We start from the raw sequence: 21253 nt of genomic DNA, 5'->3' as shown, positions 1-21253 counted from the left end.
TTCCAAGGAAACGCTCGTGAGCTCCCTCATCATCCGTGTGGTCTGTGGTGTTCTCTTCGCCGCGATGGCACTCGGCGCGGTGGTCCATCCGCCCGAAAACCTCACCCAGGGACTGGGGATGCTCATGCCGGCGGCGATGCTGCTCAACTACGCCATCCGGGGCCCGCGCCGTTCCCTGGTGCCGAAGAGGCCAGCCCCGGCGCCCTCGGGCTCCGGGCCCACCCCATCCTGACACCCGGGCGTCACGGTTCGCGCGGAGGCACGAGCGGCCGGGGCATGAAGTCCTCCGGACGCTCCACCGTCAGCGCCTCCTCCACCGCGCGGAGCGCCCGGCCGTCCCTCACCATGAGGGGGTGCAGGATGACGGGAATGGTGCGCTCCCGCGCTCCGTCCAGGCGAGAGGAGTTGGCCGGGATGATCATCAGATCGAGCGGCGTCCACAGGGTGAAGACCTGGACGTCACCAAAGGGAGCCGGCTCGGCGGAGAGCCCTCGCAGCAGCTCGCTCCCCGGCCGCATGTCCCGGGCCCCGGGGTTGTAACGCAACCAGCCCGTGAGCGTTCCGGCATGGGGCCCGGAGATGGACACGAAGCGGCGCACGTGAGCCCGGCCCTCCAGCCGCTGCAGGTAGTAGCGGCTGACGAGTGCCCCCATGCTGAAGCCCACCACGTCCAGCCGCGCACTGCCCGTCCGCGCGCGCAGGTCCGCGGCGGCCTCGGCCACCTGCCCGGCCAGCACCGCGATGGGTGCATCTCCGTTGTTGGGCTTCAGCTCGACGATCCGCACTTGCTGAAAGCCGGCCCGCGTCAACCACGCCGCGAGCGGTGCCAGGGTACGCGCATCGTCATCGATGCCATGCACCAACAACACCGGCAGCCGCTCGGAGGCCGAAGTCGAGGCGGAGGCAGTGGACGCGAGGGAGGCGGAGACACGCACGGTGGCTGGAGTCATGGTGACGGCTCCGCACGAGCATGTCGCCAGCGGCAACAGGAGCGCAACCAGGCGGTGTGCGACGACGGGCCCCGGCATGCCTCACGGACCGCAGAAGGCCATGGGCGTCATCGGGACCTCGGATGCGGCATCGGACTCGCGGCAGACCGCCGGCTCCGGACTTCCCGCCGCTTCGGGCGGAGTCGGGACGGTGTCGGGCTCCGGCATGGTGGATCCGAGCAGAGCGAGTACCGCGGGACGGACCTTGCTCGCGAAGTACCGGCCGCCCGCCACCGTGAAGTGGACGCCATCGTCCATCTTCAGCCGCATCGGCTTGCGGAAGCCCTCGACGGAGGCCTCGCGCAGGACGCCGCCCTTCGCGTCGGTGAAGAAGGACTTCGTGTCCAGGTGGAGCGAGTCCTCGCGCGCGGACACCGCCTCGTGCAGGACGCGGCGGATCACCTCCAGCTTGCGCTCGAAATTCTTCAACCCGGTGATGGGCAGCGCGACCCAGAGGATCTTCCGGCCGGGCGCGGCGAGGATGTCCAGGAACGCCCCGACGCGCTGACGGTACGCGGCCTCCCACGCGGGCTTGCCCCAGTGGACCCGCCCCTTGCCCTTGTCGTCCGTGAGATCCTGCCCGTCATTGCCTCCCATGATGACGACGACCACGTCGGGCCGGTGGCGTTCGATCTCCTCGCGCCCGACCTTCATCCAGTCGAAGAAGTCGGGACGGGCGAGCCCCGTGGAGGACTTCGCCCGGCGCACGGCGCGAATCCCCGGCTGCTCGTTGAGCGAGCTCTCCAGGTACTCGCCGAAGCTGGTGACGATCAGGCTGTCGCCGAGCAACAGCACGGTCCGCGTGGACGCGGGCTTCTCGGAAGCAGGAGGCGACTCGACGGCGTGCACCACCCCCGTGAACAGGACGGTGAGGCACACGAGCGCGCGGGCGAGGTGATTCTCCATCTCGCGCCCAAGCTACCGCGCCCCCGCGTGGCTGAGAACAAATCCGCCTCGCCGCCCGCCGGGCGAAGGGAGGAGCGGGCGCCCCTTTCCTGGCCCGGAGCGGACGGCTAGTGGAGTGTCCACGAAGTTCGTGGAGATAGTCGTGTTGCGCATGCTCCCTCTCCCTCTGGGAGAGGGCGGGGGGTGAGGGTCGTCACCCTCGTGTTCCGCGCCCCGGCTTGCATCACGGCACGCAACTGCCCCCCTCGCCGCCCTCTGTGAGCTCCCATGGGGTCATGCGCTCCATCGGGAAGACCCTCACCCTAGCCCTCTCCCAGAGGGAGAGGGGATATCCACGAGCCCTCGGACTCTGTCCAAAAACTTCGCGGACACTCCACTAGATGCCCTCTGGAGGAGCGGCATCGACGATGAAGAGCATCCGCGTCACGAACCGGAAACCCACCCGCTCGTAGATGCGACCGGCCTCCTCGGTGATGGTGCTCAGGAAGAGCACCTCCACGCCCCGATCGAAGGCCTCGCGAGCCACCCGGGACGTCAGCGCGGTGCCAAGTCCCCGCTTCCGGAAACCCTCGAGCGTCGCCACCCCGGCGAGCTCGGCGATGCCCTCGGACGGTGGGGTGAACATGCCCACCACGGCCGGCTGCCCCTCCACGCGCCCCAGCACCGCACCGCCGGACTTCACATCCTCCAACGCCCTGGAGAGCTCCTCCTCGGGGGCCTCGTAGGGCTCGTTCGGGACGAACCCCCGCCGCCCGGTGTTGCAGTACGCGCGCACCTCCTCGCGGGAAGACCCGGGCGTGAGGACTGACAACGACAGCCCCTCCGGCACGGGGACCGGGGTGAAGCTCTCGCGCGTGCAGACCATCACCCGGGCCTCGGCCTCCAGCCGGAAGCCCGAGGCGAGGAGCGTGTCCGCCAGCGTCGGCGCCAGCGCGGAGACGTACTCGAAGCGGGGCAACCGCTTGCGCTCCTGGAACACCGCACGGAGCCGCCGCAAGGGCTCGCGCACGTCACCCGTGATGGGCCCGTCCGGGATGGCGTAGTTGAAATAGATGAGCCCGTCGGAGGGATGGATGAACGCCGTGAAGGGCGGGACCGCGATGGCCTCGTAACTTCGCGCGGCTGCGCGGCGCATATAGGACTGCAGACGTTCGATCAGGCTCATGGTGGCTAGTCCTTCGCGGGCTTCACCGCCCGGGTGGCACAGAATCCCGACAGGTACTCGGACAGCCGGTCCTCCTCACCGAACGTGTCCTCGTAGAAGCCGGCGAGCAGGAAGCCGGCCTCGAGCTGCCCGCCGATCTGATCCTCCAGTGAGTGCGCGACACTCAGGGGCTCGCCCACGTCGGTGTAACGACGGCGCTCCGCGTCGGTGAGGCTGGTCACGTCCGAGTACGGCATCCGGTACTTGAGCTGCATCACCCCCTGCTTCTCCAGGTCCGGATCGAACAGGAAGATGACCGGATTGCAGAAGCCCGAGAGCAGCACCCCTCCGGGCCGCAGCACCCGGAAGGCCTCGCGCCACACGGGCCGCACGTCATCCACGAAGCCGTTGGAGCAGGGATGGAAGATCAGATCGAAGCTCGCGTCCGGGAAGACCGACAGGTCGCGCATGTCCCCCTCTACCGTGCGGATCGACAGGCCCTCGCGCTCGGCCACCTCGCGATCCCGGCCCAGTTGGGAGGGGGAGTTGTCGAAGACCGTGACACGCGCCCCCGCGGCGGCGAGCACCGGCACCTGCTGCCCTCCGGCGCTCGCCAGACCCAGCACGTCCTTGCCGGTCAGGTCTCCGAACCAGGCGCGAGGCACCGGCTTGCACGGAGTGAGCACCACGCTCCACTCGCCCCGCCTCGCCGCGGCGATCACCTCCGGCCCCACCGGCACCGTCCACCGGTTCCCCATCGATACCTGGCGGTTCCAGGCCTCGCGGTTGTAGTCCCTCAGGTCGAAATCGCGCTTCATGCCGCTTCCTCCTTCGAGTGTCGACTCCTCGAGCCAGGAGCCACGCGATATCACGGTTCTCCGAGCGCGAGGCACCCTGAGCGGATAAGGAAGGCCTCGCATTCCGTTTCCCGGAGGATCCATGCCCGTTCAACGTCTCCTGCTCGCCCTCATCCTGGTGCTCTGCGCCGCGCCCGCCTCCGCCCAGCCGACGAAGACCCCCGAAGCGCTCGGCATCGCGCTCGAGGGTTATCCCTACCCATACCCCGTCCGTTTCCTCCCGCTCACGCTCCAGGGGCAGGACGTGCGCATGGCCTACATGGACGTGCATCCCACCGGGAAGGCCACTGGGCGCACCGTCCTGCTGCTGCATGGGAAGAACTTCTTCGGCGCCTACTGGAAGGACACCATCCGCGCCCTCAGCCAGGCCGGCTACCGCGTCGTCGTCCCCGATCAGGTGGGCTTCGGCAAGTCCTCCAAGCCGGCCCTCGACTACAGCTTCCACACGCTCGCCAACAACACGAAGCAGGTGCTCGATACCCTCGGTGTCTCAAAGGTGATCGTGGTCGGTCACTCCATGGGCGGCATGGTCGCCACCCGCTTCGCGCGCCTGTTCCCCGAGACCACCACCCACCTCGTCCTGGAGAACCCCATCGGCCTCGAGGACTACCGCTTCTTCGTCCCCTGGCGCTCCACCGAGGACCTCTACCGCGACCAGCTCGGCGCCACCGAGGAGGGAATGCGCAAGTACCAGAAGACGTACTACGTCACGTGGCGCCCCGAGTATGACGAGTACGTCCAGGTGCCCTTCCGCCAGACGCTGAGCGGTGACTATCCGCGGCTCGCCTGGGTGTCGGCGGCCACCGAGCAGATGATCTACCAGCAGCCCGTGGTCCACGAGTTCCCCCTCGTGAAGGTCCCCGTGCTGCTCGTCATCGGTCAGGCCGACCGCACCGTGGTCGGTCGTGGGCGCGTGCCCCCCGAGCTGCTCCCGCAGTTCGGGCAGTACCCCGAGCTCGGCAAGCGCGCCGCGAAGGCCTTCCCCAACGCCACCCTCGTGGAGCTTCCGAACGTGGGGCACATTCCTCACTTCGAGGCTCCCGAGAAGTGGCACCAGGCGCTGCTCGGATTCCTCTCGAAGTGAGCCCGGGGTCGCGCCCGTGCACGGTGGGGTGCACGGGCGCGGGTACCCTCACCCCGACCCTCTCCCGGAGGGAGAGGGAGGGGAGTTATCACGGGCCGGGTGTCGCGCCGTCTTCGAGCGTGACCATGGCACGGCCCGTCCCCACCTCGACGGCGCGGGACATTGTCTTCCCCGACGTGCTCGTGACGCGCACCGTGTAGCGTCCGACCGCCGGGAGATACGTGTGGAAGACTCCCGTCTCCGGATGCGTGGTGAAGCGCTCCCCGTTCGGCCATTGGATCTCCTCGATGGCCACCATGACGGGACCCTCCGCCCGAAACGTCTCCGGCACCCGCACCGTGAGCGACGGGCCATCCAGGAAACGATCCATCAACACCTGCCAGATGGGTCGCACGCCCTCGATCATCGGCTCCAGGGGCCGGCGTGCTCCCGGCACCGTGAACGGCAGCTCGACCATGTACGCGAGCGTCCCGAAGCTCCAATAGAACCAGTCCTGATCCGTTCCCCCCACCGGGTAGAGATTGCGCACGGCCTCGTAGCGCTTCCCCGCCGGGCTCACCTGGGTGGATGCGACCAGTTCGGGCGCCAACACCCACGCCGCCGAGGGCACGGGCTCGCGCGCCCCCTCGACCGTGTACGGCACCAGCAGCCGGGTCGCGGCCGCGTGGTACGACACCATCCCGACGAAGCGCCACGCCTCGCCCAGCTTCATCATCGCCCGCACCTCGGGCTCGGAGCCCGGTGCCGGTCCACGGAAGAACGGTGAGCGCACGTCATCCCGGTTGAAGCGATCCTCCACGTTCCTCCACTGGAAGGGATAGTTGCGGTTTAGGTCCACGCCGTACTCGAGCAGCTCCAGTTCCTTCGCCTGCTCGTCCCGCCGCCGGTTGGTGCGCCCGATCGAGTCGGACACGTGCCAGAAGGCATGGCTCCCATCGGGGTTGACGAGCGGGACGACGACGACGTTGTACGTGCGCAACCAGCGCGCGACGCGAGGCTCCCCCCGGTGCTCCAGCAGCCAGCGCGCGGCATCGAGCGGCACCTCGGGAGTCACCGCCTCGTTCGCATGGGTACCGCCACACAGCAGCACCGCCGGGCGGGAGCGATCCTCGGGTGCCTCCCCAATCACCAGCCCGAGGATCGGCCTGTCCTCGTGCGTACGGCCCACCTCGATGACGCGAGCCCGCGCCGGCTCACGAGCGGCGAGCGCATTCAACGCGAGCCCGATGAGCTCGGGGTCCTTGATTCCCTCGACGAACGCGTCCCGTGGAAGCGCGTTGCGTGCCTTCGCGAGCCGCGTCTTGAAGGAAGGGTCGCGCAAGCGGTACGGCACCCCGGCCCGGATGTCACGCACCTGGGAGGACACGCTCGCACGCACGAGCTCCACGCCAACCTCGCTGGCCACGTAGACGTCGGCGTCCTCCTCGCGATCGGCGCGGCGCAAATGGGCGCGCACCTGGGCATCCAGCACCGTGCCCCGCATGAGCCGCACGAGCCACTCGGTGGTGAGACCATCGCGCGCGGAGGCTTCCTGGGGAGGCGGCTCGGGCACGAACAGTGACACGCTCACCTCGGGAGGCTGGCTCCGGTTCGCGTACACGCCGGGAGTGCCTTCGGCGAACGCCGGGTCGGACCAGGTGAGGCTCGCGAGCTCCTTCTTGCTCCGTGCGTCGTACACGTGAGCGGCGAAGGCGGGTCCTGCGACGAACAGCGCGATCTCGATCTCCCCCACCTTCCCGAGCCCGCGCACCCTGGCACGCACCCCACTGTCATCGACGCGCGCCCCGTCGTAGCGCACGAACCCGACGGTCTCGCGGCGCCCATCGACGTAGAAGCCATAGCCCGTGAGCGAGAACAGGGGCTGGGTCGCGCGCACCTTCGCGCGGAAGAGGATCGCCAGGTCCGCGCGGGCCACGTTCCGCACCCGCGCACGCAGGAACGGCGCCGGGAGCGCCAGGTCCTCCTGGATGAAGTAGTTGCGGCTCGCGCGCGGCGTGGCGAGGGAGAGAGAATCCCCCTCGATCCGCCACTCCCCGACGCTCTCCACCGCCTTCCACGCGATGGGGCGCTCACCCCGGGGGATGGGATAGCCCTCGCCCCACGCGCGGCCCGCGACGAGCAGGACGGCGATGGCGAGCGCCCCCAGCAACCTCACGGCGTGGACTCCGCGCGCGGCGTGGCCACGCTGGCCGTGGGCTCCGAGCGCCCCGAGGGAACGCCGATGTAGCTCAGGAAGTCGAGGTAGCGCTTCCGCCCGGATGCCTTCTCCTTCTCCACGTCCGCATCCGCGGCCCTGGCCAGGAACGCACCCACCTGCTGACGATCCTCCATGAAGCTCCACACGTTCTCGTAGCCAGGAAGGGCGAGGTGCGCCTGCGCATGCAGCCCTCCGTGGATGACGTAGTGCCAGCGCGAGCCCGACTTGTGGAACTTCTTGGTGAACAACGTCCGCAAGATCACCGTGCGCTCGTCGAATGGGAGCTGGCGCAGGTTCAAGCGGTACTGGGGGGGCAGTTGCTTCCACTGCTCCTCGGCATTCGACGGGTAGTAGACGCGGATCGGCACCCCGACGGCGCGCGCGGCCTGCGCGATCGACGGCAGCGCCTTGTCCGTGAGCATGTTCCCCTTGAGCGCCGTGATGCGCCCCTGCTCGAAGAGCAGCCGCACGTAGCGGTAGTTCTCGTCGTTCTGGAGCCAGCCGAAGCCCTCCGTCCAACGCGCGGGCTTCATCTCGCGCGCATACTCGGCCCACAGCTGACGCCGCGCCTGGTCGAACACACCGACGATGGCGTCACGCTCGTCCTCCGGCAGCGAGGCCCACTCCTGCTCGATCGCGGTACGCGTCGCCGCCGCGCGCTTGTCGGTGAAGGCCTCGACGAAGTCCTTGCGCGTCGGCGCGCGCTTCACCACCGCGCGCAACACGTGGTGGATGCGAATCACCGTCGGATCGTAGTCGAAGATCCACGCCCACTCGCTCCGCGCGTGCGCGATGAACGAATAGCTCTGATCCGCTCCCAGCCCGACGTAGCCCCCGCCCACGTTCTTGATGGCGTCACCGAAGAGGTATTGGAGCGCCTCGTTCGACTTGATGTAGCTCATCGGATCCCTGCAATCGAGGCGCGCCCTGCCCTTGCTGCGGCACACGGGGATCTGGAAGATGTCGGTGTCCTCGACGACCGCGAGCGCCTTCTCCCGCTCCTGCTGGCTCGGCGCAGGGGGATCTGCGGGCCGGGCCGGGGGATCCGTCATGAACCGGGGCGGCCACGCCGACAGCCGCGCACTCGACGACGCGCAGCGGAAGCTCAGGCGGTGGAGCCCGCTCGACGGGTTCTGCCCGCGCCTCCAGGAGCCGCGCATCATCTCCGGAGGCCAGTACCACGAGCCCCCCTTGAGCACTCGCTGCGTGTAGCCCTTGCACGGGCGCGCGCCATCACACGGGCCACGCGGATTGGCCTCGACACAGGCCTTGCCACAAGCCTTGTCACAGCCCTGGTAGCACGGCGTCCACCAGTCCTTCACCCATTCGTAGCCATTGCCCGCCATGTCGTAGACGCCCTGGGCATTGGGCGCGAAGCCGCCGGGTGGCTTCGTCGTGTTGTCCGGACAGCCCTTGTAGTTCGCCCTGTCGCACGACGGAGGCTCCTCGCCCCAGGGCCAGGTGCGCCCCTCGGGCCCGCGCGAGGCCTTCTCCCACTCGGCCTCCGTGGGCAGCCGCTTGCCGGCGAAGACGCAGTACTGGTGCGCCATGTCCCAGGTGATGGGCACGGCCGGCAGCTCGGGACGCTGGAAGCGCGCGTAGAACGACGGACGCGGCAGCTTGGGACACGCCCCCGCGCGCTCGCAGCGGGTGTAGTCGCCGACCGTCACCTCCTTCGCGTCGACATAGAACGTCTCGACGAACACCGCGTGCCGCGGTTTCTCGGCGGGCGTCTGATCGTCGGCGCCGAGGATCGCGTCACTCCCCTCGATGCACACCATCCCCGGAGGCGGCGTCTTCTCGCACGGCACCGCCGCCAGGAGCCATATCAGCACGAGTGGCGTCACGGGGACCGCTCTCCCAAATCCCGAAGGACTCTTTCAATCTTCATCGGGGGCGGATGCTACACCGGTCGTGTCGCGCCTCCTCTTTGGACACACCGACATCCGCCCGCCGGGCCGTCCGCTCAGCCCTTCCACGTGCCCGGCACCAGCCGCTCCAGCAACGTGTAGAGCGCGGGGAGCCAACCGGACGCTACCTCCGGGCCCACCTGCTCCGCGTGCGTGGCCATCCGCTCCTCGAGCAGGCGGCGCGCCTGGACCGAGAAGCGTGCCCACTCCTGGCCGAGCCTCGCGTCCAGCTCCGGCTTGGACAGCTTCCCCTCGGAGACGACCTCGAGGACGCTCCGGCGCTGCTCGGCGGCGCTGGCGAACACACCGGTGTTCATGGCCTCGGCCGGATCGAAGCTCACGTCCGGGGCCAGCCGGAGGAGCCGCGAGATGGGGGTGAGCAGGCCGGCCTCCCCGGTGCAGAGCCGGAGCAGCGCCTCCACCTCCGAGGTGGGCAACGTGGAGAACGGCAGGCCGCCGAGCACGGCCACCGTGGACGCGGCGGTCTCGCCATACCGCTCCAGGAACTCCTCCACGCCCTCGGAGAAGGAGGTACTCCGGGGCATCAGGTCCTCGGGGGTCAGACCCAGGCGCGCCATGCACGCTGGCCGTTCCCCGGGAGGCAGCCGGGCCAACAGGCCGAATCCGCAGGTCTGTTGCTGCTGCACGTTCTGCCGCCACATGGCGTCGGCCCAGGCCTCCAGCCACCGGGTGGCCAGCTCCGCCGAGCCCCGCCCGTGGAGCGTCGCGTACCCGTGCACGGTCAGCGTGGCGATGATCGCGCGAGTGGCCTCCACCAGCTCCGCCTCGGGCTCCAGGGGCGCCGTCTCGAACCGCCGCAGCAGTGCCAGGGCCTTCTCGAAGTCCACCATCTCCTGGAGCCGCCCGGTGAGCCCCACCAGTTCCTCGGCCGCGGAGGCGCTGGAGCTCAGCGGCTCGTCATACAGCCAGTCGATGACGGCCCCGAGGTCGGCCGATGCGGCGAGCTGAAACTCCGAGGAGGAACGCAGCGGCCCACCGAGCCACAGGTCGCTGAGCCGATCCGCCGCCGCCCAGTAACGGGGAGCACGTGTCCGGCTCCGGAGGATCCGCCGAGCGGCGCGCAGCAGCTCGGGCGCGGAGACCCCGGGCAGCTGGGATGGCTCGAAGTGAGAGGGAGACCTACCTGGATTCCCGAGACGTGTGGACACCCAACTTCCCTACCACGAATCCGGGTGACCTCCGAGGTCAGACGCCAGACTTGCGCGAACGGCTCCTTTTTGCGAGGAACCCCTGCCCGTCTGCTGACCCGGCCCCCCCTCCCATGACCGAACCCAGCTCCCATTCCACCCCAGGCCCGCGCCGAGCCGCGCTGGTCTTCATCTTCATCACCATCCTGCTCGACATCCTGGCGATGGGGATGATCATCCCCGTGCTGCCGAAGATGGTGGAGGGCTTCCTCGGAGGAGACACCGCGCGAGCGGCCGAGATCCTGGGCCTGTTCTCCACGATGTGGGCGCTGATGCAGTTCATCTTCTCACCGGTGCTCGGCGCGATGTCCGACCGCTTCGGGCGCAGGCCGGTGGTGCTGCTGTCCAACTTCGGGCTGGGCTTCGACTACATCCTCATGGCGCTGGCGCCGTCGCTGGGCTGGCTGTTCGCGGGCCGGATCATCTCGGGCATCACCGCGGCCAGCATCAGCACGGCCAGCGCCTACATCGCGGACGTGACGCCGCCAGAGAAGCGCGCCGCCAGCTTCGGACTGCTCGGGGCCGCGTTCGGCATCGGCTTCGTGCTGGGGCCCGCGATTGGCGGAATGCTGGGCGTCATCAGCCCGCGCCTGCCGTTCTGGGTGGCGGCCGGACTGAGCCTCGCCAACGCCCTGTATGGCCTTTTCGTCCTGCCCGAGTCCCTGCCGCCCGAGCGCCGCAGGCCCTTCCAGTGGCGGCGTGCCAACCCGGTGGGCGCGCTGGCCATGCTGCGCTCCAAACCCGAGGTGCTCGGACTGGCGTCCGTCCACTTCATCTACAACCTCGCCCACGTCGCGCTGCCCAGCGTCTTCGTGCTGTATGCGAGCTACCGCTTCGGCTGGGACGAGCGCGCCGTGGGGCTCACCATGGCGGGCACTGGCATCTCCTCGCTGATCGTCCAGGGCGGGCTGGTGCGGCCGATCGTGAAGAAGCTGGGTGAGCGGCGCACGTTGCTCCTGGGGCTCTCGTTCGGTGCGCTGGGATTCGCCATCTACGGGCTGGCCGAGAGCGGTGCCATGTTCTGGCTCGGAATCCCGGTGATGTCGCTGTGGGGGCTGTTCGGACCGTCCTCCCAGGGGCTCATGTCGAGCCGCATCGGCCAGTCGGAGCAGGGACAGCTCCAGGGCGCGCTCTCCAGCCTCATGGGCATCGCGGGGATGATCGGCCCCAGCCTCTTCACCCAGACGTTCGCGCACTTCATCTCGCCCCAGAGCGGCGCACACCTGCCCGGCGCTCCCTTCCTGCTCGCCGCGTCGTTGCTGCTCTTCGCGATAGGGCTGGCCTGGCGGGTCACCAGCCCTCGCGCCGAGGTTGCTCCCGCCTCCCCCGCCGTCTGAACCCTCACCAACCAGACCCGAGGGACGGCAATGACTCACAAGCCGTGAAAATGACCCACAAACCGTGAAGAGGCAATGACTCACGGTCTGACAATCATTGCCTTCCCCTCTTGCGGACAGGTGCTCGCTCTCCTGCTCGTCGATAGCATTGTGGAACGGTTGATGGTCAAACCGCTCCACAATGCCAAAAACCAGACAGCATCTGAGTCACGGCCTCACCTCGTCCCTCATGCTGAGCCTCGCGCTGGCGCTGACGGGTTGCCTTTCACCCCCCGACGAGTTGGAAACACTGGAGCCGCCGGCTCCCTTCCAGCAGCAGACGGGCGAAGTCACCTCGGGGATCGTCCTGCCCATCGAGGTCTTTGGCCGCGAGGGCACCTCGCGCACCGTAACGGTCACCGTGAGCGACCAGGATGCACGCCAGCCGCTGAAGCTCTGGCTGCAGGTGCATGGCCTGAGCTACGCGAACAAGGCCAGCGTCCAATTCAACTCCGGGACCTGGCTGCCCCTGCGCAACGACACGGTGAACGTCGAGGGGCTCGGGAAGACGTACGGCGGCATCGGCGGCGCCTTCGCGACCCTGAAGCTGAGCCTGAACGTTCCCTCCGGGGCGCTCGTGACGGGCTCGAACCAGATCTCCTTCCGGTTCAACACCGCGGACGAGCGCTCGCTGGGCTTCCGCGTGCTGAAGCTGAACCTCCTTCGCGCGGATGGGAGCCGCGTCCTCCCGGACAGCGCCTTCACGGTGGACGACCCGAACACCTGGCAGCCTCCGTTCACCGACGCCGCCTCCATCGCCGAGGGTGAGAATCTCTGGCGCACGCGGACGCTGGTGACGTCCTACAAGAACAGCCAGACCCTCCGCGCCCATTGCATGGATTGCCATGCCCAGGACGGCCGGGACTTGAAGTATTTCAACTACTCCAATGCCTCCATCATCGAACGGGCGAAGTTCCACGGCATGGGCGATACCGAGGCGAAGAAGATCGCCTCCTACATCCGGACCCTGCCGGGCGTGCCGAACCCGGGCCGTCCCTGGAATCCACCGTACCAGCCGGGACCGGGGCTCGACGCCAAACCCGTCACGCAATGGGCGGCCGGCGCCGGAGTCGACGCGGTCCTGGAGAAGGATCGCGACATCCTCCGCTACATGTTCCCCAATGGCATCACCAAGGCGGCCATCGCCACGACGGCGAACCTGAGCGCCCGCGAGGTGCCCCTCGCCTACCAGCTCCCCGACTGGAATCACTGGCTGCCCAGCATCCACCCCAAGGACGCCTGGGGTGATGCCTTCACCAACCACCGGATCAACAAGCTCTACGCCTTCGAGGGGACCGCGACCGGCGTCAACGCCAGCGTGAGGCAGCTGGCCTCCAAGGTCCGGGCCGCGGGCTACACCAACTACAGGACCGAGCTCTTCTACCCCCACCGGACCTGGACCCAGGCCAACTACGAGTTCCTCCAGCCGAGGTACCAGAACGCCACCACCGGCCTGGACATCAACTACTCACGGAAGATCTACTCCACCGCGCTCTGGCAGCTGGTGAAGACCTGGGAGGTCATGCAGGAGTTCGGGCTCGAGGGCCAGCAGCGCCAGCTGTTCCCCACCTCGCGGGAGACCCGGGGCTGGATGTCCAACACCACCTTCGAGAGCTCCCCCAACCTGCTCAAGCTGCCGAGGAACAACACGGGCATCAATGACAACAGCCCGGCGATGTTCACCTACTTCTCCATGGCGTGGTACCAGCTGTCGCTGGTCCTCTACAATGGCAACCATTGGGATGGAGCGGATCGCGATGGCCAGCGGCCGATCGACTGGGGCTATGTCCATGCCTTCATCTCGGAGATGCAGCGCATTGGCACCACCCCCACACCGACCAATGGACTGCTCACGCTGTGGCTGGTGAAGGGCATGCAGATCTCCAACACCACGCTCAAGCCCAGCACGCCCGGCTCCGCGGGGTGGAGCCCGAGGACCGCGGCGGACCTGAGCCGGCTGGTGGTGCCCTCCAACATGTCGGGCTGGGCGGGCATCACCGCGGACGAGCGCCGGGCCATCCTGGAGGCGCTCCTGTCCACCTGGTGGGACAAGACGCGCCAGTATCCCGCCTCGGACTGGCGGACGAGTGGTGGCGGCGCGAGCACCACCGAGGTCATCAACGGCTTCTATGACAGTTCCCTGGGCAATCGCATCTGGTACCTGCTCCCGCAGTTCAAGTACCACGGCGTGAACGCCCAGCTCATCAACGAGATCGCCGACTGGGCCAAGACCGTCTGGCCCCAGGCGGATTGGAACCAGGTGAAGTACGCCACCTGCGCCCCCTACCAGTATTACGTCCGCTGCACCTCCGAGAAGTATTGACTTCGAGATGTCACCCGCCAGGAGGCACATCCTGGCGGGCATTCGTATAGTTTGCGTGTGCCCGGGAGCGGCCTCCCGGGCACATCTCCATCCGAGGTTCTCTTCCCATGCTTCCGAGCTTCCTGGCGAGCGCCCGTCGCGCGGCCCTCCTCTCCACCCTGGGCACCTGTGCGCTGCTCCAGCTCACCGCCTGCGGTGACACCGAGCAGCCCCCAGTGGACACCTCGCCGCGCACGCTGCGGCTGCTGCAGACGAGCGATCTGCACACCAACCTCTTCCCCTGGGACTACTTCACGGGAAAGGCGGACACCAGGCGCGGCCTCACCAAGGTGGCCACGCTCATCAAGCAGGCGCGCGCGGAGAATCCGAACTGCAACCTGCTCCTCGACACCGGTGACACCATCCAGGGCACGCCGCTGGGCACCTACTACGCCCTGGTGGACAACACCCCCAAGCACCCCATGGCCGTGGCGATGAACGAGCTGCGCTACGACGCCATGGCGGTCGGCAACCACGAGTTCAACTACGGCCTCGTCCTGCTCAACAAGTTCAAGAGCGAGGTGGGCTTCCCCCTGCTCGGCGCCAACGTGCGCCGGAGCGACGGGAGCGAGGCCCTGTCGCCCTACCTCCTCAAGGAGGTGTGCGGGGTGAAGGTGGGCGTGCTCGGACTGGTGACGCCGGGCGTGACGACGTGGGAGCGCCCGGAGAACATCCCCGGCCTGCGCTTCGATGATCCGCTGGAGACGGCGCGGGTGTACGTCCCGAAGCTGCGGCAGGCGGGCGCGGACGTGGTGGTGGTCGCCATCCACTCCGGCCCGGACAAGCAGCCCACCGGCAGCGCGAGCAATCCCGACTCCTGGCTCGCCGACTACTCGGACTCCAGCAAGTGGGCGGACCGCGGCAACCTGCCCGGGGAGAACGAGGCGGTGCAGATCGCCCAGCAGGTCGAGGGCATCGACGTGCTCCTCACCGGCCACACCCACCAGCCCATCCCGAAGATGCTGCTGAAGAACACCCAGGGCCAGGACGTGCTGCTCATCCAGCCCAACCGCTGGGGCAGCCACCTGGGCCAGGTGGACCTCTCCCTCGTCTACGAGGGCGGCCATTGGAAGGTGGACGGCAAGGACTCCAAGCTGCTCGCGGTGGACGACTCCGTGACCGTGGAGCCGGCGGTGGCGCAGCTCGTCCAGAGCTACCACGACCGGACGTTGCAGTACGTGAGCGCCCCGCTCGGCACCACCCGTGCGCCCTTCCCCGGCGGCAACCCCGCCCGTTACGGGGACAGCGCGCTGTCCGACCTCATCAACGCCGTGCAGGAGCAGGCCGCCGAGGAGAACGGCTTCCCGGTGGACCTCTCGCTCGCCGCCCTCTTCACCGATGACGGCATGCTGCCCGCGGGCAACATCACCCTGCGCGATGCCTACAGCATCTACATCTACGACAACACGCTGTATGTGATGGAGGTCAACGGCTCCATCCTGCGCCGCGCGCTGGAGTTCAACGCCCAGTACTTCGCTCGCTGGAATCCCGAAGCGCCCCCCTCCGCCTCCACGCCCGCGGCGGCCAAGGTGGGCAACGTGGCGGACTTCAACTGGGACCTCTACTCGCGGATCGAGTACGGGTACGACCTCACGAAGCCCGCGGGCCAGCGCCTCACCCACCTGCGGTTCAAGGGCGCCGACGTGCGCGATGACCAGGTCTTCCGCATCGCCATCAACAACTACCGCGCCAGCGGCGGTGGCGGCTACTCCATGTTCAAGGAGGGCACGGTGCTGTGGACCTCGGCGGACGGCGTGCGCGACTACGTCGCCCGCTACATCCAGAGCCACCCGGACCTGGATCCGAACGACGTGAACACGTGCAACTTCACGCTCACGCCGGACCTGTACGCGTACTTCTTCGAGGCCACGCTCGGCCCGACGAAGTGCTCGGTGCGGTGAGGCGCGCCCCGGCCCCCTCGTCCCGACGAGGGGGCCGGACCCACCTCACCCCGAGACGCCGAGCACCGCCCTGGCGGTCGCGACGCCCTCGTCGTAGGCGCCCGAGAGCGTCCCGTAGAACCCCAGGCTCGCGGCCTCGCCGGTGAAGTGGACCGTCCCGGACACCGGCTTCTTGAGCTGGATGCGGGCGTTCAACGCCGTGGGATCCGATGGGCCGCCACCGACCATCGCCGTGTAGGAATAGGCACCGAGCGCATCGGGGTCCCTGCTCCAGTTCGTGATCGCCTTGCCGGGCGCGTAGGCGATGAGGCCCTCGTAGGCCTCCTGGAGTGTCTTCTTGAAGAGGGCGAAGACATCCTTGTCGGCCATCCCATCCAGCGCCATGGCGAAGTCGCCAGCGGCATGGACGACCAGCACGTCCGGCGTCTTCGACAGACGGTAGTACTTCCAGACGCCCTCCGGCTCCGTCTCGATCAGGTAGTAATTGGTGTCGACCTCGAGCTCGTCCGGGATGCGATTGCATTTCAGGGCCAGCTTCTTGTAGCTGCCGAGACGCAGGATGTTGAAGACGCTCCGGTACTCCTTCGACAGGGGCGGATCGAAGGCGATTGCTCCGCTCGCCAGCACGGACGTGGGAACCGTGATGATCACCGCGTCGGCGGCCACGGTCTTCCCGCCGCTCCTCGAGACGACCGTCACGCCGCTCCCGGTGTAACGCACGATCCCGACGGGCGTCTGGAAGTACTCGGTGATCCGGTCCCCGAAGCGCTTCTTCAGCTCGAGACCGTACGCCCTGACGAGCGTCCCCAGTCCCCGGGTGACGAACGCATTGCCATCTCCTTCATAGGAGACCACCCGGGCGCGATCGGCCGCGATGTATTGATAGACCTCGGCGGACTCGGTGAACGGGCCGAACTCCGAGACGGCGTGGCCAAACATCTCCGCCTGCGTATCGAGGCGGGGCTTGCGTGCCACGATGACATTCGGCTGCTTCCTGGCCTCCTCATAGGAGGCCTCGATGGCGTCGGAGACCTCCTTGACCGGCTCCGCCGTCGTCTTCTCGTCCACGAACTTCCCGTCCTCCTCCTCGCGCCGCAGGACGTCGTCGACCTTCTCCGGGAACGTGTCGAACCCGAGTTCCTTCGCGATGGCCGTCCACGGATTGTGCTTCTCGTCCTGGATGTACTGACAGCCCTTGTCGAACGCGAAGCCGCTGATCGACGTGTCGTCCGTCAGGGCTCGCCCGCCGTAGGTGCCCCGGGACTCGAACAGCGTCACCTTGTGGCTCTTCGACGAGCCCAGGATGGTGTGAGCCGCGGCGATGCCCGCCGCCCCGCCACCGATGATCACGACATGCATGGATGTGTTCCTCCCGCGGCATCCGCGCCGGCCTCACGGACCTTGACGCGGAGACACCCATGAGACGCGCGATCCGCCGGCTTGTGACGCCGGGGAGGAGCTCTCGTCCGCGGCGCTACGAGGTGGGCTTGCGCAGATCCGCCGTCGGGGCGAAGCCGGGCGGACGGCGGTGCTTGGAGGCCTGCTCGTAGGCGAAGGCGAGCCGCAGCAGCGTCGGCTCGCTCCACGCACGGCCGATGAAGGACAGGCCCACGGGCAGTCCGGCCACGTACCCCGCGGGGACGGTGATGCTCGGGTACCCCGCGACGGCCGCCGGCGTGGAGCTGCTCCCCAGCCAGTGGTCTCCATCCACCAGGTCGATGAGCCCCGGCGGCGCCTGCGTCGGCGCCACCAGCGCGTCCAGCTTGTGCTTGTTCATCACCGCGTCGATGCCCTGCCCCCTCGACAGCTTCCGGCAGGCCTCGAGCGCCTTGCGGTACTTCTTGTCCGTGAGCGCCCCCTTCTCCTGCGCCTGATGGAAGAGCTCCTGGCCGAACCAGGGCAGCTCGCTGTCGCGGTGCTCCTCGTTGAACCGGATGAGGTCCGCGAGCGTCTTCAGCCGCGTCTTGTCCCCGAGCCCGGCCAGGTACGCCTCGACGCCCGCCTTGAACTCGTAGAGCAGGACCTCCAGCTCCGGCTCGTCCAGCTTCGCGGCCATGGGGATGGGAGCCGGGTCGACGAGGATGGCGCCCTGGGCCTTCATGAGCTCCAGCGCCCGCTCCACGAGCGCGTCCGTGGCCGGGTGGTAGCCGAAGAACCGCTCGCGGGGCACACCGATGCGCGCCCCCTTCAACCCGTTCGGATCCAGGAACCGCGTGTAGTCCGCCTGGGCGCGGCCCTTGCTCGTGGCCGTCACCGCGTCGTTCGGGTCGATCCCCGCCAGCACGCCGAGCAGCGCCGCCGCGTCCGCCACCGTGCGCGCCATGGGACCCGCGGTGTCCTGACTCGCGGAGATGGGGATGATGCCCGAGCGGCTCACGAGCCCGACGGTCGGCTTGATACCCACCAGGGAACTCGCCGCCGAGGGCGAGACGATGGAGCCATCCGTCTCGGTGCCAACGGACACCGCGCAGAAGTTCGCGGCGGTGGCCGCGCCCGAGCCCGAGCTCGAGCCCGACGGCGTCCGGTCGAGCGCATAGGGATTGCGGCACTGGCCGCCCCGCCCGCTCCACCCGCTGGAGGAGTGCGTGGAGCGGAAGTTGGCCCACTCGCTGAGGTTCGTCTTGCCGAGGATGACCGCGCCCGCGGCCCGCAGCCGCTCCACCACGAACGCATCGCGCGAGGGCACCGCGCCCACCAGGGCCAGCGAGCCGGCGGTGGTCTGCATCTTGTCCGCGGTCGCGATGTTGTCCTTGATGAGCACGGGGATGCCGTGCAGCGGCCCGCGAGGTCCCTTCGCCTTGCGCTCCTCATCGAGCGCGGCGGCGATGGCCAGGGCGTCCGGGTTGAGCTCGATGACCGAGAGGAGCGGCAGGTCCCCCGAGCGATCCAGCTCCTGGATGCGCGTGAGGTAGCGCTCTGCGAGACCTCGCGCGGTGTGCTTCCCCGACGTCATGGCGGCCTGGAGCTCGGAGACGGTGGCCTCCTCGAGCTCGAAGGGCTTGCCGCCCGGAGCGGGGGCGGGAGCGCGCTCGGCGTGGCCCGGCGCGGGTTCGGCATGGACATCGAGAGCGACGAGCGTGCCAGCGGCGGCCGCACCACCGAGCAACGCGCGGCGGCTCAGGCCCTGGGGGTTCCCAGAGGGAGGAAGGGTCTTCTTCATGGGGGCGCGACTACACCAGCGCGCGCGGACGGCCGCAACCGATGCCCTGGGAGCGGCCTTTGACGGGCACCGGAGGGTAACGTACCTTGGCGAGTCCCTGTCTCCAGGGCGGAGGGCCACGCGATGACTGCTGGCTTGAACAGGCCCCGGCGCCTCGCGGTCGAGGCACTCGGCTGCGGGTTGTTGGTGGTGGCCCTCGAGGGGGCGCACCATGGCGCCGAGCACCTGGGTGTGAGCGCCACCGACGGCAGGCTCTTTATGTCCCTGGCGGCCGGCGCCGTCCTGGCGTGCCTCACGCTGGTGCTCCAACCGCTCTCGGGCGCGCACTTCAACCCGGCCCTCACGTTCGCCGATGCGCTGGAGGACGGGACGCCCTGGCGAGATGTACCCCGGTATGTGCTCGCCCAGTTGCTGGGCGGGCTGGCGGGCCGGCTCGTGGCACACCTCATGTGCGGCGAGCCCCTGCTCATCGCCACGCGCGCCCCGGCGGCCAGCTCGGCGCAGTTCCTCTCGGAGCTGGTCACCACGTTCGGACTGCTGGTGGTGGTGCGCGGCTGCGTGCGGACCCGCCCCGCCGCCCTGCCGCTCGCCGTCGCCGGCTACGTGGCCGCCAGCGTGTGGTTCACCGACTCGCGCTCCCTGGCCAACCCGGCGCTGATCCTCTCGCGCGCGGTCAGCAGCCACGCCAGCGCCGTGCATCCCATGGACGTCGAGTCCTTCGTCGCCGCACAGTTGCTGGGAGCGGCACTCGCGGTGTGCCTCTTCCGCTGGTTGCAGGTGCCGGACGTGAGGCCCGCTCGGCCCTGGACCGTCGTCTTCCACTGCGCCCAGGAGGGCGTCGCCGAGCTGGCCGCCGCGCTCTTCAACAGCCTGGCCTCTCCCGACCGGGTCCAGGCGATCGCCAGCCACCCGCCCGCGGGCGAGCGCGCGCCCCATACCCTCGTGGTACGGCTCGCACCGGCTGGCGCGGCCTGGCTGGACGAGCTCCCCTCGCCCGGTGACGAATCCTGGAGCCTGCCCGTCCACGAAGCCACGACTCGGGAGGGAGAGCGCCAGTTGCGCGCGGCGCTGCGCAAGCCCATCCAGCGCTTCCTGCATGACCGGGGCTGGTTGCGCCTGCGCGCCGTCGGAGTCGCCGCTCCCGAGGGACCGCGGGAGACCACCTGAGGCCCTCCGGCCTTGTTGCCCGCGCCGAGTCGGCCTACGAAGGGAGCCGACCATGGCCCCTGCCCCCTCCGCCTCCACCGCCCGCGCCACGGCCATCGGCGCGGTGGCCATCCTGCTCTGGGCCTCGCTCGCGCTCCTGACGACGTTCACGGGCTCCGTGCCTCCCTTCCAGACCGTGGCCATCTCCTTCGCCGTCGCCTTCCTGCTGACGCTCGGCAAGTGGCTGGTGCGGCGCGAGGACATCGGGAGCCACCTGCGCCAACCGGGCGTGGTGTGGTTGATCGGCGTGGGAGGGTTGTTCGGCTACCACTTCCTCTACTTCCTGGCCCTGAAGACGGCGCCCCCCGTGGAGGCCAACCTCATCAACTACCTGTGGCCGCTGCTCATCGTGCTCTTCTCGGCGCTGCTTCCCGGCGAGCGTCTGCGCGCATGGCATGTGGCCGGGGCCGTGCTGGGCCTGTGCGGCACGCTGCTGTTGGTGACGGATGGTGGCCGGGTCGTCTTCCGCCCCGAGTACGTCGCTGGATATGCCTCGGCGCTCGCCTGCGCCGTGACCTGGGGCGCCTACTCGGTCCTCTCGCGCCGCTTCGGCTCGGTGCCCACCGACACCGTCGGCGGCTTCTGCGGCGTCACCGCGGTGCTCGCCGCGCTCTGCCACCTGGCCTTCGAGCGCACCGTCTGGCCGGCTCCGGGTGAGTGGCTCGCCCTGTTCCTCATGGGTGCAGGGCCCACGGGGCTCGCCTTCTTCGTCTGGGATGTCGGCGTGAAGCGCGGGAACATCCGGGCGCTCGCGGGCCTCTCCTACGCCACCCCGCTGCTGTCCACGCTGCTGCTCATCGTCTCCGGGCGCACCCGCCCCAGCGTCACCCTGGCTCTGGCCTGTCTCTTCATCATCGGTGGCGCCATGCTCGCCTCGCGCGACCTGTGGACCCGTGAGCCGCCGGGCCAGACGACTTCGTGATGCGTTCCCGCCTCTTCCCCCGTGCTCAGGA

General features: G+C 68.9%; 16 protein-coding genes. 7 read left to right on the top strand and 9 right to left on the bottom strand.

Annotated features, from left to right (window positions below):
- Positions 1-16 precede the first annotated feature (16 nt).
- Positions 17-232: a hypothetical protein gene (locus tag JRI60_RS21880; protein ID WP_204227776.1), complete on the top strand. Its 216-nt coding sequence runs from the start codon at positions 17-19 to the stop codon at positions 230-232.
- A 10-nt stretch (positions 233-242) separates the two neighbouring features.
- Here the strand turns inward: JRI60_RS21880 and JRI60_RS21875 are convergent, their stop codons facing one another.
- The 4 genes from JRI60_RS21875 to JRI60_RS21860 all read right to left on the bottom strand — a co-directional run bounded on the left by JRI60_RS21875 (position 243) and on the right by JRI60_RS21860 (position 3857).
- Positions 243-950, bottom strand: coding sequence for a lipase family alpha/beta hydrolase (locus JRI60_RS21875; RefSeq protein ID WP_204227775.1), 708 nt, complete (start codon positions 948-950; stop codon positions 243-245).
- Between the two features lie 81 nt (positions 951-1031).
- The gene (locus tag JRI60_RS21870) at positions 1032-1895 is read right to left on the bottom strand and encodes an SGNH/GDSL hydrolase family protein (RefSeq protein WP_204227774.1); all 864 of its coding nucleotides are present in this window, start codon (positions 1893-1895) and stop codon (positions 1032-1034) included.
- A 376-nt stretch (positions 1896-2271) separates the two neighbouring features.
- Positions 2272-3060, bottom strand: coding sequence for a GNAT family N-acetyltransferase (locus tag JRI60_RS21865; RefSeq protein ID WP_204227773.1), 789 nt, complete (start codon positions 3058-3060; stop codon positions 2272-2274).
- Positions 3061-3065: 5 nt separating this feature from the next.
- Complete coding sequence (locus JRI60_RS21860) at positions 3066-3857, bottom strand: class I SAM-dependent methyltransferase (protein ID WP_204227772.1); 792 nt, start codon at positions 3855-3857, stop codon at positions 3066-3068.
- 121 nt (positions 3858-3978) lie between these two features.
- On the opposite strand from JRI60_RS21860, the gene JRI60_RS21855 reads away from it, so the two are divergent.
- Complete coding sequence (locus tag JRI60_RS21855; RefSeq protein ID WP_204227771.1) at positions 3979-4980, top strand: alpha/beta fold hydrolase; 1002 nt, start codon at positions 3979-3981, stop codon at positions 4978-4980.
- Between the two features lie 88 nt (positions 4981-5068).
- On the opposite strand, the gene JRI60_RS21850 is transcribed toward JRI60_RS21855, so the two are convergent.
- The 3 genes from JRI60_RS21850 to JRI60_RS21840 all read right to left on the bottom strand — a co-directional run bounded on the left by JRI60_RS21850 (position 5069) and on the right by JRI60_RS21840 (position 10256).
- Positions 5069-7135, bottom strand: a complete 2067-nt coding sequence (locus tag JRI60_RS21850; RefSeq protein WP_204227770.1) for a M14 family metallopeptidase — start codon at positions 7133-7135, stop codon at positions 5069-5071.
- Positions 7132-9024 carry an SUMF1/EgtB/PvdO family nonheme iron enzyme gene (locus JRI60_RS21845; RefSeq protein WP_239470652.1) on the bottom strand — a complete coding sequence of 631 codons (1893 nt, stop codon included), beginning with the start codon at positions 9022-9024 and terminating at the stop codon, positions 7132-7134. The genes JRI60_RS21850 and JRI60_RS21845 overlap by 4 nt, the downstream gene beginning before the upstream one ends.
- Before the next feature lie 119 nt (positions 9025-9143).
- Complete coding sequence (locus JRI60_RS21840; protein ID WP_204227769.1) at positions 9144-10256, bottom strand: hypothetical protein; 1113 nt, start codon at positions 10254-10256, stop codon at positions 9144-9146.
- A gap of 113 nt (positions 10257-10369) precedes the next feature.
- On the opposite strand from JRI60_RS21840, the gene JRI60_RS21835 reads away from it, so the two are divergent.
- The 3 genes from JRI60_RS21835 (at position 10370) to JRI60_RS21825 (ending at position 15934) form a co-directional block, all read left to right on the top strand.
- Entirely contained in the window at positions 10370-11632 is a 1263-nt protein-coding gene (locus tag JRI60_RS21835) for a TCR/Tet family MFS transporter (RefSeq protein ID WP_204227768.1), read from the top strand.
- Positions 11633-11861: 229 nt separating this feature from the next.
- Complete coding sequence (locus JRI60_RS21830; protein WP_204227767.1) at positions 11862-13994, top strand: hypothetical protein; 2133 nt, start codon at positions 11862-11864, stop codon at positions 13992-13994.
- Between the two features lie 107 nt (positions 13995-14101).
- A complete protein-coding gene (locus tag JRI60_RS21825; protein ID WP_204227766.1) occupies positions 14102-15934 on the top strand; it encodes a bifunctional metallophosphatase/5'-nucleotidase in 1833 nt (610 codons plus the stop codon).
- 45 nt (positions 15935-15979) lie between these two features.
- Here the strand turns inward: JRI60_RS21825 and JRI60_RS21820 are convergent, their stop codons facing one another.
- A complete protein-coding gene (locus tag JRI60_RS21820; protein WP_204227765.1) occupies positions 15980-17293 on the bottom strand; it encodes a flavin monoamine oxidase family protein in 1314 nt (437 codons plus the stop codon).
- Between the two features lie 115 nt (positions 17294-17408).
- Positions 17409-19094 carry an amidase gene (locus JRI60_RS21815; RefSeq protein WP_204227764.1) on the bottom strand — a complete coding sequence of 562 codons (1686 nt, stop codon included), beginning with the start codon at positions 19092-19094 and terminating at the stop codon, positions 17409-17411.
- A gap of 123 nt (positions 19095-19217) precedes the next feature.
- Here JRI60_RS21815 and JRI60_RS21810 point away from each other — a divergent pair, with 123 nt between their 5' ends.
- Positions 19218-20261, top strand: a complete 1044-nt coding sequence (locus JRI60_RS21810) for an aquaporin (RefSeq protein ID WP_204227763.1) — start codon at positions 19218-19220, stop codon at positions 20259-20261.
- Between the two features lie 52 nt (positions 20262-20313).
- Complete coding sequence (gene yddG, locus JRI60_RS21805) at positions 20314-21222, top strand: aromatic amino acid exporter YddG (protein WP_204227762.1); 909 nt, start codon at positions 20314-20316, stop codon at positions 21220-21222.
- Positions 21223-21253: the final 31 nt, after the last annotated feature.

Origin of the sequence: Archangium violaceum (assembly GCF_016887565.1) — a bacterium.
GTDB lineage: Bacteria > Myxococcota > Myxococcia > Myxococcales > Myxococcaceae > Archangium > Archangium violaceum_B.
This window is presented reverse-complemented; position numbering and strand designations above follow the sequence as displayed.